Source organism: Pedobacter sp. ISL-64 (assembly GCF_018613605.1).
GTDB lineage: Bacteria > Bacteroidota > Bacteroidia > Sphingobacteriales > Sphingobacteriaceae > Pedobacter.
The window spans coordinates 340,834-357,313 of sequence record NZ_JAGGPU010000004.1 but is presented as its reverse complement, the minus strand read 5'-3'; the positions used below and the strand labels follow the sequence as shown (position 1 = coordinate 357,313).

Annotated in this window: 10 protein-coding genes; all 10 read right to left on the bottom strand. The window is 40.7% G+C overall.

The window, feature by feature from the left end; all coding sequences use genetic code 11:
* Window positions 1-724: 724 nt before the first annotated feature.
* Window positions 725-3,490: a DUF5695 domain-containing protein gene (locus J7E57_RS06135; RefSeq protein WP_215126068.1), complete on the bottom strand. Its 2,766-nt coding sequence runs from the start codon at window positions 3,488-3,490 to the stop codon at window positions 725-727.
* A gap of 577 nt (window positions 3,491-4,067) precedes the next feature.
* Window positions 4,068-5,843: an aminopeptidase P family protein gene (locus J7E57_RS06130; RefSeq protein ID WP_215126067.1), complete on the bottom strand. Its 1,776-nt coding sequence runs from the start codon at window positions 5,841-5,843 to the stop codon at window positions 4,068-4,070.
* A 149-nt stretch (window positions 5,844-5,992) separates the two neighbouring features.
* Window positions 5,993-6,460 carry a hypothetical protein gene (locus tag J7E57_RS06125; protein ID WP_215126066.1) on the bottom strand — a complete coding sequence of 156 codons (468 nt, stop codon included), beginning with the start codon at window positions 6,458-6,460 and terminating at the stop codon, window positions 5,993-5,995.
* Complete coding sequence (locus tag J7E57_RS06120; RefSeq protein ID WP_215126065.1) at window positions 6,457-6,909, bottom strand: LytR/AlgR family response regulator transcription factor; 453 nt, start codon at window positions 6,907-6,909, stop codon at window positions 6,457-6,459. Before J7E57_RS06120 ends, J7E57_RS06125 begins: the two co-directional genes overlap by 4 nt.
* Window positions 6,910-7,026: 117 nt before the next feature.
* Complete coding sequence (locus J7E57_RS06115) at window positions 7,027-7,428, bottom strand: esterase-like activity of phytase family protein (RefSeq protein ID WP_215126064.1); 402 nt, start codon at window positions 7,426-7,428, stop codon at window positions 7,027-7,029.
* Window positions 7,429-7,445: 17 nt separating this feature from the next.
* Entirely contained in the window at window positions 7,446-8,324 is an 879-nt protein-coding gene (locus tag J7E57_RS06110) for an esterase-like activity of phytase family protein (RefSeq protein ID WP_215126063.1), read from the bottom strand.
* 330 nt (window positions 8,325-8,654) lie between these two features.
* Window positions 8,655-9,557: a metallophosphoesterase family protein gene (locus J7E57_RS06105; RefSeq protein WP_215126062.1), complete on the bottom strand. Its 903-nt coding sequence runs from the start codon at window positions 9,555-9,557 to the stop codon at window positions 8,655-8,657.
* Window positions 9,558-9,670: 113 nt separating this feature from the next.
* A complete protein-coding gene (locus tag J7E57_RS06100; protein WP_215126061.1) occupies window positions 9,671-11,533 on the bottom strand; it encodes an alkaline phosphatase in 1,863 nt (620 codons plus the stop codon).
* Window positions 11,527-13,050, bottom strand: a complete 1,524-nt coding sequence (locus J7E57_RS06095; protein WP_215126060.1) for a RagB/SusD family nutrient uptake outer membrane protein — start codon at window positions 13,048-13,050, stop codon at window positions 11,527-11,529. The genes J7E57_RS06100 and J7E57_RS06095 overlap by 7 nt, the downstream gene beginning before the upstream one ends.
* 13 nt (window positions 13,051-13,063) lie before the next feature.
* Window positions 13,064-16,240: a SusC/RagA family TonB-linked outer membrane protein gene (locus J7E57_RS06090; protein ID WP_251029816.1), complete on the bottom strand. Its 3,177-nt coding sequence runs from the start codon at window positions 16,238-16,240 to the stop codon at window positions 13,064-13,066.
* Window positions 16,241-16,480: the final 240 nt, after the last annotated feature.

Below are 16,480 nucleotides of genomic sequence, written 5' to 3'. Positions count from 1 at the left end.
CAATAAATTTCAGGTTACCGAAAAATAAGGGTAAAATCTGCACACTGTAAGGGGTGATTAAAAAAGTTTATAGATAGCGTTAACAATTTTTAGCCACGGATACACAGAACATTTGTGAAGTTTCTTTGTCATCCTGAAGGATAATCTATTGTATAAAAATCAATATAGATGACAGCGTATTTTTATTGCAGCGATAGGCTGTGAGGAATCGTCATTGCGAGAAGGCTTTTTCAGCCGACGAAGCAATCTTAATGCGCACGCAGTTAGCGATCGTTGTAAGATTGCTTCGTGCCTCAGCAATGACGACCTTCTATAGGGATCTGTCAATGACAGGCTTAATTTATTTCATAAAAAATCGCCTTTCTCATGCCATCCTCGTTATTCAAGAGGAATCACTTTGTGACAAACGGGGACCATCTAAACAATTTAAATGGATTATATTATTATTAAATTATATACTTTTTTGAAATACAAAATTTTGAACTGATTAACATGAAGTAATTATGTAACTATAAATAGAATAAAATCAATGGTTTTCGATCTATAAAACATTCTATTAAGTTAAACATTTAAGTTTAATAATTTGAGATACAATTAATATGAATATCTTATATCAATTTATAATACTTATAAGACATACATCCAATTGATTATCAATGCCAATCAATAAAAAAAAGCCCCGTAAATTTTAGTTTACGGGGCGGAGACGATAGAAAAATTGATATTATCTTTGAAGAATGATTTCAGTTGTATGCGCTTTTGCAAGCGGAAACTCGTATCCTCCTCTTTTCTTAACGCCATTGCCCTTTACAGCATAAGAACCGACGCCATTAATTTTTGCAGGCTGTAACAACCTCAACATGGCATTAGGTGTATATTCATTTGCTTTGCTCAGTTTTAAGCGAATTTCGCCATTTACAGTATTATAATTTACCTCATCAATGGTTCCGGCATCAAGGCTAATCCAAAGCCCCACAGCAGCAATGTAAACTGATGATTTTGCTGCTGTAGTTAATTTAACATTGATGTTATTGCCTGTTTTGTTCAAATTGCCGCCGAAAGCCAACCAACCAAATTCAGGATGCTGTAAGATATACGATGATGTATTAACCGCATAGCCAAAAAAACCGGATCCGTAATCGCCGGTAATGCCGTCATTTTTTAAGGTTGATGGATAAGCATGAAATGCTGCAGGCGCAAAACCTTCTTGGGTGATATTGGAAATCGAACCCAAAAGTCCACCGTAACCAGCACGCAAAAGATAGAAATCGCCGGGATTTTTACGATAATCCATTAATACAGGAATGGCATTGAGTGCTGAACCATAATGATGGATCATCCGTTCGATACGCGAAAGTTTGCCTCCATAAAGAAAATCCCAGTACCGACGGGCATTACCATTATAGGCCCAATGCGGCACCACAGGCATATAGGCCAATATCGCATCAAGCGTTACATTTGCTTTGTCTTGATAGCCAAAATAGCTCGACCATACATAAACTTCTTCTTGACCTGTAGAGTCCCAAGGCATTTCACTACCAAAGGGATATTGTAGCGAACGCCAGTGGTTGGCTCGCTTCTTCATTTCATTTTCTAACCTGGCTGCTTCTTCCGTTAGTCCTTCGTTTTTAAGGTCATTTAGGATGAGATAGAAAACTGTGCCTTCCATTTGGCCAAACTGTGCGTAATAAGGAGCAATATTAACCATGGCCATGCCTGTTTCAGCGGCATCGATAAGGTGTTGTTTCCAGCTCTGCTCCTCCACAAGGCCGCTATAATTACGCGCCAACCGATACATCACCCAATGGGCTGCTGCAACATGCGGGTAGTTATAAGACCGGCCCAGGTTATCAGCTTCTTTTTTGGGCCATGCAGACCATGTTTTAAAATTTATATTTGCGGCATAAGTATCTTTAGGGAGCGAATCTGGTGCATAGTAGAACAAGCTCTTTTTTACCCCATATTTCTGAGGACCGTTTTTAAGCTGTATCCGCCCAAACATTACACTATCTACAAATTGTTTCAGTTTATCAACTTCTTCTTTCTTGGGCTGTACCAATTGCTTCATTATTGCCCCTAACCACGAACCTGCACCACCTTCATCGCTTAAACCCGCAATCCATGCCCTATTGTCTTGTGTTACCTGCTGTTGCTTTTCATTATCGTAGGTAATAGCAGAAGGACTTCTTTTAAAGATAGGGTCGGCCTGGTTAAACCATTGCTTGGTTGTTAAAAAATTGCCATAACTAGCAATCACATCACTTTCGGCTTCAATTACCTTATAATTTATACTTTGCTCCAAGCCATCTTCATAGGTGATGGACAACCTTGCTCTCCCCCAGGTATTTCCCTTTACAGTATAACTTTTCCAGCCATTTTTGGTCGACCCTAATGCACTTACCTTTAAGGCATTTTCGGGTTGAACCTGAACAGCTTTAATCTTTTTAGGGTAGTTAATAAATAATTTCCCCTCTACATCTTTGGGCAGTACATAACCCGGAACTGAGATCGCTACTGGTCGTTTATTTTCGAGCAGTTTTCTTTCGATATCTTTTGCTACTCCAGAAAGGATAAACTGAAGGGCATAACTTCTGGTTTCACCAGGTTTTAAAGTGGTTGAAGTTGGTGTATTCCATTGCTCGGCATTTTTCCATTCGTTTTCTGCATAGGCTTTACTGTATACCATCCATTCGTAAAAACCTTCAAACGCGATTCCTCTTGGTGTCCGGTCATCATTAAGCGGATTGTAAGCCTCAAACGGCGTATGTCCCAGCGGCGCAACGAGCAAAGACGGTGCATGACCACTTAGCCTGGTAACCTGAAGGTAACCGGCATCCTTACCGATATAAGGATCATAAAAAACATTTTTTGCATGGGTTTGCTCCAATGTCCTGCCTTCGAGAATATTATCGAAAATCATCGGGATACCCAGTGCCCCGATTTCTACGTTTTTATTGGTCTTGTTTTTCAGTTCGAAGCGGAGCACAAGCTTTCCGTTAAACATTTCCCACATCCGTTTAACCTGCAGCGGGATATCAGCCGAAAGTGTTGCAGCAAGATCGGCAGCAGCGAGTACGTTTTTACCCTTATAAATATTCTTCACCGGGCTTCTTTTTGCGGCTGTGCTGTAGCTTTTCCAGGCTTCTTCGCCAATGTAGCGTAACTTCAAGTTGATATCGCCCAAGTGATATAAACCATCTGAACTACGCACTTTTAAACTGTCGCTGGGTACAAAATCGAAATCTTTAACCATTTTAGGCTGTAGGCCTGCTACCGTTTGTGATGACTTAACAAGCTTTAGATTAAATGCTCCGGCGTTGTAAGTCGAAAATCCATTTTCCAGGCCCAAAGTAGATGGTTTTTTGCTTAACGCAATCCAAGGCGATTGAGCCAGAACTACCTCAATATTTAGAAAAGATAAAATACAGCAAAATATTGCTTTAAAAGTTATTATGGATAAAATTCTCTTCTTTTTTAGTTTGATCATCATGATAACAAAGGAAATTTAGGGATATGGTTAAATCAAAAATAAAATTTAAAAGATAAAGGAAGCATCGAACTTAAAAATAGCGCAAAATCGGTAAAGAATTGGTGTATTTACTGGAAGTTGGGCGTGAGGCAGTAAATGGATGGCGGATCGATGGTGAATAGCAGGAAGCATGATGAACAAAAATCGGTTCCCGCAGATTACGCAAAGCACGCAGATTAATATCGCATGAGGGGAAACCTAACGTATTAGTACTATATCGGGTACCTAAACGAGATTGCAGCGGCAGCTCCCGACGTAAAGTCGGGACTACAGCGGAAAGCGCGACTGACATGGATTGAAATGCAGGAATTGCTTTCCAATATCAATTATTAATCATATAAGAGATATAAGATCATTTAAATGATTATTTTATTAATACAACATAGGGTCTTCGACAAGCTCAGACTGACAACTATTATATTAAAGAGCCACCTATTTATTTTCCTTCAGATTACGCAAAGCGCTCAGATTGTTCGCATTAAGATTCCCGCCTGCGCTGGAATGACGACCGTTCTTTAGAATCATTGGTAGACAATGATTAAACAGGCTGACATTTCACTTTCAACCATTCAGCTTCTTCATCAGATAAAAGGGGCTGAAGCTTCCCAAACACCATTTGATTATATTGATTTAACCACTCAATCTGATCTGGAGCCAAAAGTGTTTTATTGATAATCGCGGTATCGATAAAACATAAGGTTAAGGTTTCGAAAGTGAGAAAATCGCCAAATTCACTCTTTCCCTTAGGGATACATAAAACAAGGTTTTCGATGCGTACACCATGTTTTCCCGGACGATAAATACCAGGTTCGATGGAGGTTACCATTCCTGGCTTAAAGGCAATATCTACGTTGGCTGGACTAATATTCTGAGGCCCTTCGTGTACATTTAGAAAAAAGCCAATACCGTGGCCCGTTCCATGACCAAAATTTATGGCATGTTCCCAGAGTGGTTTCCTACAGATGGAATCGATTTGATAACCTTTGGTACCTTCTGGAAAAATCAGTTTAGAACCTTCAATCAGGCCTTTTAGCACCAAGGTATAATCATCGGCCTGGGTTGATGAGCAATTACCGATAGGCATTACCCTGGTAATATCAGTTGTACCATACAAATACTGGCCTCCCGAATCGACAAGAAACAAACCATCGGCTAGAATCTCTTGATTGCTTTCTGCTGTTACACTATAATGCGGCAAAGCTCCGTTGGCATTGTAACCAGCTATGGTATTAAAACTTAAACCTACGAAAGATGTTTGTTCAGCCCTAAATGCACCCAGTTTCTCTGCTGCAGACCATTCTGTAATTTTTTCTTTCCCTAAATGATCTTCCATCCATTTAAAGAACCTTGTTAAAGCCACCCCATCATTTAGCATTGCCTTGCGGATGTGGTTAATCTCAGTATTATTCTTTAAACTTTTTAGATGTGTGCTTGGATTAATGCCTGAAACGATTTTGGCACTAGAAGGCAAGCACTGATACAAGCCAAAACAAGTACGTTTAGGGTCGATAAAAACCTGCGCGTCTTTTGATAGATTTTTTAATGCCTCAGCCACCTCAGCATAAGGATGCAAAGTTACGCCCTGCTCATTTAAAGTATCAATATCTGTTTGCGACAATTTTTGTTCGTCAATAAAAAGTTTTACCGCTGCAGGAGTAATTAAAGCAAAACTTAAGGTTACAGGATTATAATCTACATCTTTTCCCCTTAGGTTAAAAAGCCAGGCAATGTCATCAAGCGATGAAATAAAATGATAATCTGCTCCATTTATTTTTAAAGCAGCTCTTACCTCGTTTATTTTAGCCGAAATGGCAAGACCCACAGCTTCTTCGCCTATTAAAAAAGCATTTTCTTCTGGCAACCCTACCCTATCGAGCCAAATCGTGCTGATAAAATCAACGTCAGTTATTTCTATTCCACGCTGGGTCAAACTGTTCTGCATCTCGAGGGCTAAACCTACCGTAATAAGCTGATGGTTAAAACCTACTTTTGCACCCTTTGGCAAAACCTGGCGCAACCAATCGATGTATTCGGGCGTATGTGGCACTTTCAACTTTACCAATTCGTAACCAGTATTGTTTAATTGTGTTTCTGCCTGCGTAAAATATCGCGAATCAGTCCACAGACCAGCAAAATTCTGAGTGATGACCAGCGTGCCAGCCGACCCTGTAAATCCACAAGCAAAAGGAATAGCCTTATAATATGCTGGTAAATATTCACTGATGTGAGGATCTGCCGCGGTAATAATATAAGCATCTACTTTTTGAGCAGCCATTAATTGGCGTAAGGCCTGCAGTTTTTCTACAAAGGTCATGTCGAGGAAGAGTTTTGTAGGGCCAAATTTAAATATTACATTGACATCGGCGCTTAAAACAAACAAGAATTAATATAAATTTTGAAAACGCAGCAGATTCCGGTTGCGTTGGAACCTGTGTTTACCTTTAAAAATATTCAGGACAAATATTAAACGTACCGATCAATTGCAGGCGCTTTAAGCACCTCATAACAATCTGATTTCTGAAAGCATCGCACTTTAAAAACAAGCGCAGATTCTCTCTGTGCAAGCGCATGAATACCCAGTGTAAAACGTTGTTTAAAACGTTTGGGACAAGCCTCTTTATGGCAGATTATTTCGTAACGGTCTACATTTTCTACGACCACATCAAGCACATACTTTGGCCACTGTTTTTTAATCAGATTCGGCAACCAGCTAAACTGTTGCATGTTAATCAAATCCCCCATCCCTTCAATTGCTTTTGGTGGAATATCTCCACCTATAATCTGGCTCCAGTTCCCTTCAACTTCATCAATAATCCCCAGCACTTTACATCCAGAAAGCACCAACCATGGGTCTTCCATGCTTGACTGTATTAACTGATAGGATACATCTTCTAAAAATTCCTGTTCAGAAAGGTAATTAAGTTCGATCATAAGCTATTTTCATTTTTTACCGGCAGATTATTAAGTCGTATCAGTTTATCAATGGTGCCAGTAAAACGTTTCATTGAGATCGGTTTGCCAAGATAACATTCAAAGCTAGAATCTATTTTTCTTACCTCATTTTCGAGGTGGGCAGATGCGTAGATCACAAACCTGGCTTTCGAGCGGAGATGCTGGGATAGTTCAGTTCCTTTCATTCCATCCATATCTATATCTAAAAAAAGAAAATCGATTTTATCGCCAGCACTAATTGTTTTTAAGGCATCAAATGGATTATTAAAGGCGCTAAACAGTTTTAAAAAACGGATATCTTCAATATAATCGTGGAGTACATCAATCGCGTGCTGTTCATCATCAACAATTGCACAACTGTAATACATAGGCAAATTAAGATAGGCTGTACAAAGCTTAACAATGTAAACCTCAATTCCTATAGCCATGCAAAAAAAGGGTAAAAGCACGGTAGTAATGGGCATACTAATGAGACAGTATATCAACTTGCATCTTATTTCATGGTATAAATTAGCCATGAGTCAATTGACACATGGCTAAATGTTTTAAAGTTTAATTTTAACAAAGTATAAACGGTTTCTATCAACCGAATTTGTTAAAGGCAATATTTTTTGTGCAAAGCCACTTGCCCCGTTATCCACCACACCAAAATCATCATCATTAGAAATCACGAGGATGTTGCCAGGCAGTAAGGCCAAACCTTCTGCTTTATCGTGCGGATAAATGGAAGGTAGATCTTTCAACAGGTCTAAAACAATGGTTTTGCTTACCGGGGTAATTCCCGCTGTGTTTAAACCTGCTGCATTGTTCAGTTCTTCCACGGTTTTGCCGCCATAAAGTTTACCTGTTGCACCATTGCCGGAATCAGAAATATCGGTAGCACCACTCAGGTCTATTTTAAAAACTTTTTTAAATGTTGCCGGGTTGCTTGTTGCGCCGCCATACAATCCGTCACGCTCGATGGTTAGGAAAGTGTAGTGCTGTTAACGGCAACAATATCGCTCACCCCTGTTAAAGTAGTGTTATCCATCAGGTAAGCGTATTGCTTGGTTGCTCCGCTTGCGATATCAAAAGTCAAAATTCTTAATACCACCGAATTGGCAACTGCAGCTTTAGACGGATTGTACATTGGCGACTGCATCATGCCTACCAGCGTTTTTCCATCTGGAGTAATGGCCAAGCCTTCCATGCCACGGTTTGCTCTTCTATTGGCAAATACAGTCGGAATAGTGCGTCCACCGGTTCCAGTTCCGAATGGATTAATGCGTTCTATTGTTTTACCAGTTGCATCGAAGTGTGCAATGTGTGGACCATATTCATCGCTGATCCAAAATGATCCGTCAGCTGCCCTTACCAAGCCTTCTGAGTCGATTCCATCGGCATTTGGCGCAATCACCTGTCCGTTTAGGTCGTAAGCAGTTTCACCAGAAGCCCCCATTCCTGCAGGGTTTGGAAGTCCGTTTAATCTATTACCAGATGCATTTTTAAGTTCGATGGTTTGTTCGAGTACCAATTTCCCATCTTTCAGCCTGAATTTCCCAATCTGTGGATCAAAATCAGGTTTTCCGATGATGATTGAGTTTGCGAGCTGTCCGGCCACATTCGACCCCCTATCGGTTAGCATATAAAAAACATCTGGTGAATTGGGATCGGCGGCAACGGCTGATCCAAAACCTCCGTTATACACCTTTACGCCAGCAGCAGTTGTGAAAAGCACCGAAGGATCGGAAACTTCTGCAACGGCAGGATAGCTAAATTCTAAAGGGGTTTCTTCGTGACTTTTCTTGCATGACACCATACCGATAGATATGGATACTATTAGAGTGAGTAATTCTTTCTTCATTTAATTAGGAATATTTTTAGAACAAAGCAAGCATACAGATATGAAGCCTGTGTTAAGGCAATAACAAGAATAGTTCGCCCACAAGGTTATGCAATCTTAAAAAGCAATTTTTATTTTAATTGCTTTCGACCATTAAGAAACTAAGGACATTAAGCTTGTTAGTAAATTCAAATGCGGGCGTCATTCCCAACTTGATTGGGAACCACGGCGTGCTCATGAATGCCTCTGAATAAAAGGAAAACTGATGAATAATCGTAATGCCATGACCAAGTACTATTGCATTAAGATCCCCGTCTGCACGGGGATGACGAATCTTGAAAATTTATATCATCAATAATTCACATACTGCTCTTCAAAACTGCCATCAGCATGTAAATCGACCAGTCCATAGCCTGGGGCGGTTTCTCTCCTGTTGCCTTCCCACCAAGCGCCCGATACAGCACCGTTACAGAGGTAGGTAACACCGTTGTATACCACTTTATCGCGCATATGCAGGTGGCCACTTAAGCAAAGTTTTACATTAGGGTGTTGGTAAAAAAGGTTGATGATTTTAGCCGTATCGGTATGCATATCACCACCCAGCATGGTCCATTTATTCACAATATCATCTTCTATCATTAAAAGCGCGGTAAGGATTGGAATGTGCGACATTACCATTACGGGCATTTCAGCACTTGTTGTTTCGAGTTCGTTTTTTAACCATGTTAACTGCTCATCGCCCAGTTTTCCAATATACCAGGTATTGTCAATATCCAGGTGGGTACTATCCAGCACAATAATCTTCCATCCGTTCTGCATTAAACTATAATAAGGCTTAACCAGCTGCAATTTATCCATGGCATATTTCTTCCCGTAAAAGACATCGCCCTTGGTTTTTTCATTCCACCAGATATCGTGATTGCCCAAACAGTAATGCACAGGAAGGTTACATTCGTTCTTCATCGTCTCGTTTACCAGTTTCCATTGATCGTTAATGGTATTGATGTTTTCTTTGTTCATATCAAAAACGATATCTCCCCCGTTTAGAACCAGGTCTATCTTGGGCGATTGCGACTGTAAATGGTGCAGACATTTAACAAACCTGGCGGGCGCATTGAATTGATTTTTAAGATGCACATCAGTGATGTGTGCCACTCTTAGCACCGTTTTTTTATCGGTTGACGAAGAAAATGCAGGCAGGGTTGGCAGTAAAAACAGGCCACCTATATTCTTAAGTGCGGATCTTCTTTCCATAACATTCTTTTTATTGTTTCAAAATTAGCGCTGCCACGTTGCTTTAACGTTAAGAAAAAAGCGGTGCTGTGGTATACAGACACCGCCTTGCAGATTTTTGGTATTTTAAAGATTTATCGAGTTTTCTTTAAACGATAAGCTTCGATGATTTTATAAAAAATCTGATGATTAGGATATACCCCGATAAAGGCATCCGAACCAGGACCGTAAGCAAATACAGGCACCATGATATTCGTATGGTCATCTGTACTGAAATTGCCACGAACGGTTCCTTTTCTATAAGCGGCATCCAGAAGCGACAGTCCTCCGGTTTCGTGATCGGCAGTTACGATTACCAACGTTTCGCCATCCTGGTCGGCAAACCTTAAGGCTTCACCCACCAAACGGTCGAAATCTTGTTGTTCGGTTACCGCGAAAGGCAAATCATTTGCGTGTCCGCCATGATCAATCTGTGCCCCTTCTGCCATGATGAAAAATCCTTTTTTATTTTTCGAGAGCAATTCAACCGTTTTTAAGAACGAAATCTTCAGCATTTCTCCCCGGCCATCCAATACTTTCCGCGTAGCAGAATCGTCTAAAAGTACCACTTGCTTATCTGCATTTGAGGCAGCAAAACTTTTTAGGTCTTTCTGTAGTGTATAACCCTTGGCCGAGATTTTATCCATCAATTTTTGATCTGGATTCTCGGTAAAACTTTTGCGTTTCGAACCAACCAGAATATCAACATGACCGTTCTGAAAATCGGCGGCAATTTCCTTCGTCATAGATCGTTCAAGCTGGTGAGCATAAAATGCTGCAGGCGTAGCATCGGTAATATCACCACTGCTGATGATCCCGCTTGTAAGACCGTAAGGGGCCAAAATATCAGGAATAGAACGAAGCGCTTTACCTGTAGAATCGACGCTGATGTAGCGGTTATTGGTTTTATATCCTGTAGCCATAGCCGTTGCACCTGCTGCAGAATCAGTAAAATCCGAATTGGAAGCTTCGGTGCGCGAAAGGCCAAGATGTTTAATCGTGATGATGTTGGATTGACCAAAATTAGCACTCAAGCCTGCCTGAATCTGTGCCAGTCCCATTCCATCCCCTATTAAAAGAATTACATTTTTGGCTTTGTTTTTTAATCCGTCGCTTTTGTAAGTTGGCTGATAAGGTGTATAAGCCTTCGGATTGCTGTACTCGAGCTTAGCCCTGTTCTGGTAAAAATCTTTTAGCAATGCGGGATGATCGGTTCCGATCCAATCAACCCCCATATGTTCCAGTTCTTTCCAGCTGTTCGGGCTATCTTTAGTTGCCCAAAAACGGAAAGGTTTACCCAGTGCATGTACTTTGACAATTACCGCTTTCATTTTTTCTAAATCGGTTGGTGTTGGGGTACCTTTTCCATTCCATACCGAATAATGAGAAATATCATCACTAATCATCCCAATGTGCTTTAACTGATCACTTGTGTATTGATTTGCGGGACGGCCATCGAAACTGATGAGTGACGGATAATTCTTAAACTTTTCGGCAGGCGGAACAGCCCCGCTCATTACAATTTTAATGGCTGAAGGATTGATCTGTTGATCGAAAACAGATTCATTACCTTTTAAATTGGCCAATAATTTCGGGATCACGTGTTCATAATCCTCCTTTATATCGATAACCAGCTGAAGTTTTTGTTTCGGATCAGCATAAGGATGATTGGCATGATCTTTAAAAAACGCCACCAATGGATCGATATATAATTTTTTCAATGTTTTGCCTGAGGTGATTTCGCTGCTTTTGTGGGCAACAAACAATTCTCCGTTACGGTAAAACACATCTGCCTCTATAGATCCCATGCCAGCATAATAGGCCTCCAACAAAGGAATCTGCTGCTTATAATCATTATGGCTGTGTCCATTAGCGGCATTCAGTTTCTGCTGAGCAGAAACTGAATGTACACCTAAACCCAATAATAAAAAGAGGATCAGTTTATTCGGTTTTACCATCCTGGATTTTGTTTAATTACACCTGCACTGTTATCAATTTCTCTCTGTGGTACGGCCCAAACATCATGTACCTGTGGATTGAAAGTTCTTGCAGGCCAAATTACGCTCCCATCAAAATCGTGTAATGGTTTGGCATAAGTTACCTGAGCATCACCCCATCTTACTAAATCGCGGTGACGGTCGGCCCATTCTCCTGCAAGTTCGTTACGGCGTTCGCGTTTAAGGTCGTCGATAGTCATTCCTGTTTTGGCACCTAAACCTGCGCGTAACCTGATTTTGTTCAGTTCGGCATCGCCTGCCCCTGCACCGCTAAGGTTAATTGCGGCTTCAGCTTTGACCAGTAACACTTCAGCATAACGCATTAAAGGCACATTTAAATCTGTTGTGCCATTATCCCCGTTCGGATTAACATGCACTGGAATTGGATTTGCATATGAAAACGGCTCCATATATTTTTTAAACTGGTAGTTTGAAGTCGCTCCTCCATCTTTGGTAAAGCTGCGCTCAGCACCGAAGAACATAAATTTATCGCCAGGTTTTAAAATGGTGGCTTCACGGCGCTGATCGCCAGTTTCGTAAGAATCGTAAAGCTCTTTGGTTGGCAGGTAATAACCCCATCCGTTATAAATTCCCCAGGCTTTATTGGTTAACATTACGCCAGGGAGCTTGCTGCCCCAACCTGTTCCACCACCACTTGGTGTACACACCACCGACCAAATGTATTCTTTTGACCAGTTGTTGGCTGCTTTAAATACATCTGCAAAACCGGTGTTCACTAAATCGTGCTGACCTGAAGTGATGACCATATCAGCATATTTAGCAGCATTAGCATAATCTTTTTTGTACAGGTACACTTTAGAGAGGTATGCCCAGGCAGCCGTTTTATGTGCTTTACCGTAATCTGCTGGTTTCATTGCCGAAAACAGGGGAAGGTTATCGGCTGCTTTTAATAAAAGTGAAATAATATAATCGTAGTTTTCATTTACATTTTTTGCACGGGCAATAGGCTGAGAGGGATCGCTTTCTGGCGTTACGATCGGTACTCCTGCTTTATCGTTACCGTAATTGGCGGCCAACTGGAAGTAAACCAGTCCGGCGTTAAAATAAGCATCACCAATAATCTGTTTTTTCAAGGTCTCATCCATTGCGATGGCCGGCACATTGTTAATAATATCGTTAGCCCGTTTGATAATGGCATAACGCATACTCCACTGGGTTTCGGTATAACCTCCGCCAACATAGGTACGGTTAAAATTTTTGATATTATCGGCCTCTGGCTTGTTACGTCCGGTAACCATATCATCGCTGGCATTGATAAACCAGAACATCCCACGACCATAAAAGTCTTCTGCATTGTAATTTTCATACATGCCAGCTTCTGCTTTTATGGCATCTTCTTTGGTTTTCCAGAAATTTTGTGCCGATGGAGATCCTTCAGGTACAATATCAAGCTCTTTTGTACATGAAGAGAAAAAAGCAAGGGCGGCAAATGCCATATATTTTAAATTCGTTTTCATTGTTGTTTTGTGATTATAGATTTACGCTTAAACCAAGGATAAAGCTTCTGGCCTGAGGATAACGACCAACATCCACTCCATTGTTGTCCATTCCGATTTCGGGATCAAAGCCTGAGTATTTGGTAATGGTAAAAAGATTGTTTGCCGTAGCATAAACCCTTACCGCACCTGTTTTTAATTTATTGGCGATTGATTTTGGTAAACTGTAACCCAGGGTAACGTTACGGATGCGCAGGTAAGAACCATCTTCGATATAAAAATCGGAAGCATTAAAGTTCCCATTGGCATCACTTGTTGAAACAATCGGCACTTTACCACCGGGATTCTCTGGCGACCAGGCATCTAGGATACCCACCAGTTTATTGTAAGATGGCCCACTAGCACTATAAGTAGTACGCTTTACCGCATTAAACAATTTATTCCCCTGTACGCCTTGCGCAAAAATATTAAAGTCGAAATTTTTATAGCTTGCGTTAAAGCTTAATCCATATGAGAAATCAGGATAAGCACTTCCTGCAAAATAACGGTCTTTGCTATCAATTGATCCATCACCATTGATATCTACAAATTTAAAATCACCTGCTTTCGCATTCGGTTGAATCTTAGTCCCCTTGGTATTTTTATAATTATCAGCTTCTGCCTGGCTCTGAAAAATGCCGTCGGTTTTTAACACGTAGTAACTGTACAAAGGTTGGCCAACCCGAATGGTAAGCGGCGCAAGTTCATTCCGAAAGTTGGTACCCACAGCAATGTTTTCCAATCCCGGTGCCAGTTCCTGTACTTTGTTGTTAATTTTGGTTAAAGTAGCGTTTACGGTATAAGTAAATGCTGCATTTTTATCGCTATTATAAGTTAAACCCAGTTCTATACCTTTATCTTTTACAATACCAGCATTTATGGTCTGCGTATTTAAACCTGCTGTCCCTGGTAGCGACCTGGTTAAGATCATCTTATTGGTTTCTTTGATAAAATAATCAGCATTAAGGCTTAATCTGTTGAGAACTGTCATATCAAGACCAAAGTTCGTTTGCTTTGATTCTGCCCATGTTAAATCTTTATTGGCTAAAACATTCTGTACATAACCATTCTGTAAAGTTGGTGTTTGCCCGAAATAACTTTGAGTAGCACTTAACAATGGATTTACAGCAGAGGCATTAAGCGATCCTAAATTACCCAATATGCCGTAACTGCCCCTTAGTTTCAGTTCATTTAACCAGGTTGCATCTTTAAGAAAATCTTCTTTGCTTACCACCCAACCGAGGGAAGCTGACCCGTAGTTTTTCGTTCTGTTATTTTTACTTAACAGCGATGATCCATCACGACGGCCGATTAGCGACAATAAATATTTCTCTTTGTAATTATAATTGGCCCTTAAAAATAATGAAGAAAGTGCCTGTTCATACATCGCGCTAACCGACGGCTGAATAACTGTTGCGTTAACCAGGTATCTGTATTGAGGCGATTCGTCGTCAAAACCTGCTCCTGAAGCTGACAAGCTGTTGCTTTTAGTTTTCTGGAAAGAATAACCACCGGTAAGATCTAGTTGGTGATTACCAAAGGTTGCTTTATAACTTAAAACCTGCTCAGCAAGAAAATCATTGGCACGGCTGCTGCTTTCCTGTAAACTATTGCTCAATACTGGTTTTCCTACCTCTGGCCTTTTTGGCGTAAAGCTTTTAAATGCAGCATCGGTTTTAGTGATGCTTAAGTTAGATCTGAAAGTTAAGCCCTTTGCTAATTTAATATTGGCATAAGGATTAACCACAAGCATATTTACAGGATTGTTTATATCAATACGTTGCAAATCGGCAACTGGATTAACAATATCACCATAATCGCCAGCATACTGTCCGCCTGGTAAACCAGCAAAACTGCCGTCGGCATTATATGGCGTTCCGTTGGTTGGATAATAGATAGCCGAAAGTAAGGCACCAGTATAATCGCTGCTGGTATTTGCACCATTACCATTGGTACTGCTATACGAAAGGTTTTCGCCAACTTTTAACCAATTGGTTACTTCGTGCTCAGTATTGATCCTGAAGTTATAGCGCTTAGTTTTGGTATTTAACACAGTGCCTTCTGTATTACGGTAATTGAAACTTAGGTAATAATTAGATTTTTCGCTACCACCGTTTATTGCGGCATTGTAATCCTGTAACAATCCATCTCTAAAAACCTCGTCCATCCAGTTGGTGCGTGTAATCTGTCCATCAGGATATTTCGAAATATCAAAAGCTGGTAATATGGTTGTACCGCCGTTTTTGGCAGCAGTTGCGGCCACCTGCGCGCGTTGCTGAGCATTTAATGGCTCTAATTTCTTCCATGCGCTTTGTTGCCCAAGTTTGGCATCGAAACTAATCTGCATTTTACCGCTCTTTCCTTTTTTAGTTGTGACCAATACCACACCGCCTGATGCCCTGGCGCCGTAAATTGCCGCGGATGCATCTTTTAATACCGAAATAGATTCGATATCGTTAGGATTAAGCTGTGGTGTACCTGAAAATATAGACCCATCGATCACATACAATACATTTTCTCCGTTAATCCCTCCTGCACCGCGGATATTAATACGTGGAGCAGAAGTTGGATCACCACCCTCGTTAGTTACAATTACACCTGGTGATTTTCCAGCCAATACCTCTCCTACACTATTTAATGAGCGCGAAGAAAGTTTATCTAGCCCAACAATGCTGATTGCGCCTGTTAAGGTTTCTTTCTTCTGTGTTCCATAACCCACTACCACCACATCGGCAAGCATCGAACGTTCTTCGCTCAACACCATATTAATGATTTGGTTTTCACCCACTTTTACTTCTTTGGTACGGTAACCGATCATAGAGAATGATAACACCGCATCGGCACCTACTTCAACGCGGTAAGCACCGTTGCCATCGGTTATGGTTCCACTTTGTGTGCCCAGTACCTTTACCGAAACACCTGGTAATGACATCCCGGTCGAATCTTTTACCACTCCCGTAATAACCCGATCGGGTTTGTTAAAAACAGCATTGTTTAAAATTACATATTCGCCTTTTTCTAAAACCTGTAATCCAAGCCTATCCAATAGTGACCTTACGGGCTCTGTGGTAAAATTGCCGCTTACAAACGTATTTTTCTGCTGTAACTGATCGGGGTTATAAACAAAGCTAAGCCCGGTGTGCGACTCAATTTCTTTGATAATTTCGGTCATCTTACGGCCTTTATTAATCGTAATACTGACTGTAGTATTCTCTAACTTTTGTGCCATACCAGCCGAGGCCAGCATTGAGCTGCAAAATATGCAGAGAATTGAAAATGTTAAACATGAGTATTTCATGATCTTATAAAGAGCTGATGTCCTCTTAGCGGAGGTTGGTTTCATTTGTTTGATTTGTTTTTTTTAAAGCTTTTAATTACGCTGGCCCTTTGGCCGGAAAGAAAGATTACGGTG

What these genes read in the sequence shown, in the direction of transcription:
- J7E57_RS06135 (WP_215126068.1), bottom strand. Translation starts at nt 3,490, where the DNA reads ATGATGATCAAACTAAAAAAGAAGAGAATTTTATCCATAATAACTTTT.
- J7E57_RS06130 (WP_215126067.1), bottom strand. Translation starts at nt 5,843, where the DNA reads ATGACCTTTGTAGAAAAACTGCAGGCCTTACGCCAATTAATGGCTGCT.
- J7E57_RS06125 (WP_215126066.1), bottom strand. Translation starts at nt 6,460, where the DNA reads ATGATCGAACTTAATTACCTTTCTGAACAGGAATTTTTAGAAGATGTA.
- J7E57_RS06120 (WP_215126065.1), bottom strand. Translation starts at nt 6,909, where the DNA reads ATGGCTATAGGAATTGAGGTTTACATTGTTAAGCTTTGTACAGCCTAT.
- J7E57_RS06110 (WP_215126063.1), bottom strand. Translation starts at nt 8,324, where the DNA reads ATGAAGAAAGAATTACTCACTCTAATAGTATCCATATCTATCGGTATG.
- J7E57_RS06105 (WP_215126062.1), bottom strand. Translation starts at nt 9,557, where the DNA reads ATGGAAAGAAGATCCGCACTTAAGAATATAGGTGGCCTGTTTTTACTG.
- J7E57_RS06100 (WP_215126061.1), bottom strand. Translation starts at nt 11,533, where the DNA reads ATGGTAAAACCGAATAAACTGATCCTCTTTTTATTATTGGGTTTAGGT.
- J7E57_RS06095 (WP_215126060.1), bottom strand. Translation starts at nt 13,050, where the DNA reads ATGAAAACGAATTTAAAATATATGGCATTTGCCGCCCTTGCTTTTTTC.
- J7E57_RS06090 (WP_251029816.1), bottom strand. Translation starts at nt 16,240, where the DNA reads ATGACCGAAATTATCAAAGAAATTGAGTCGCACACCGGGCTTAGCTTT.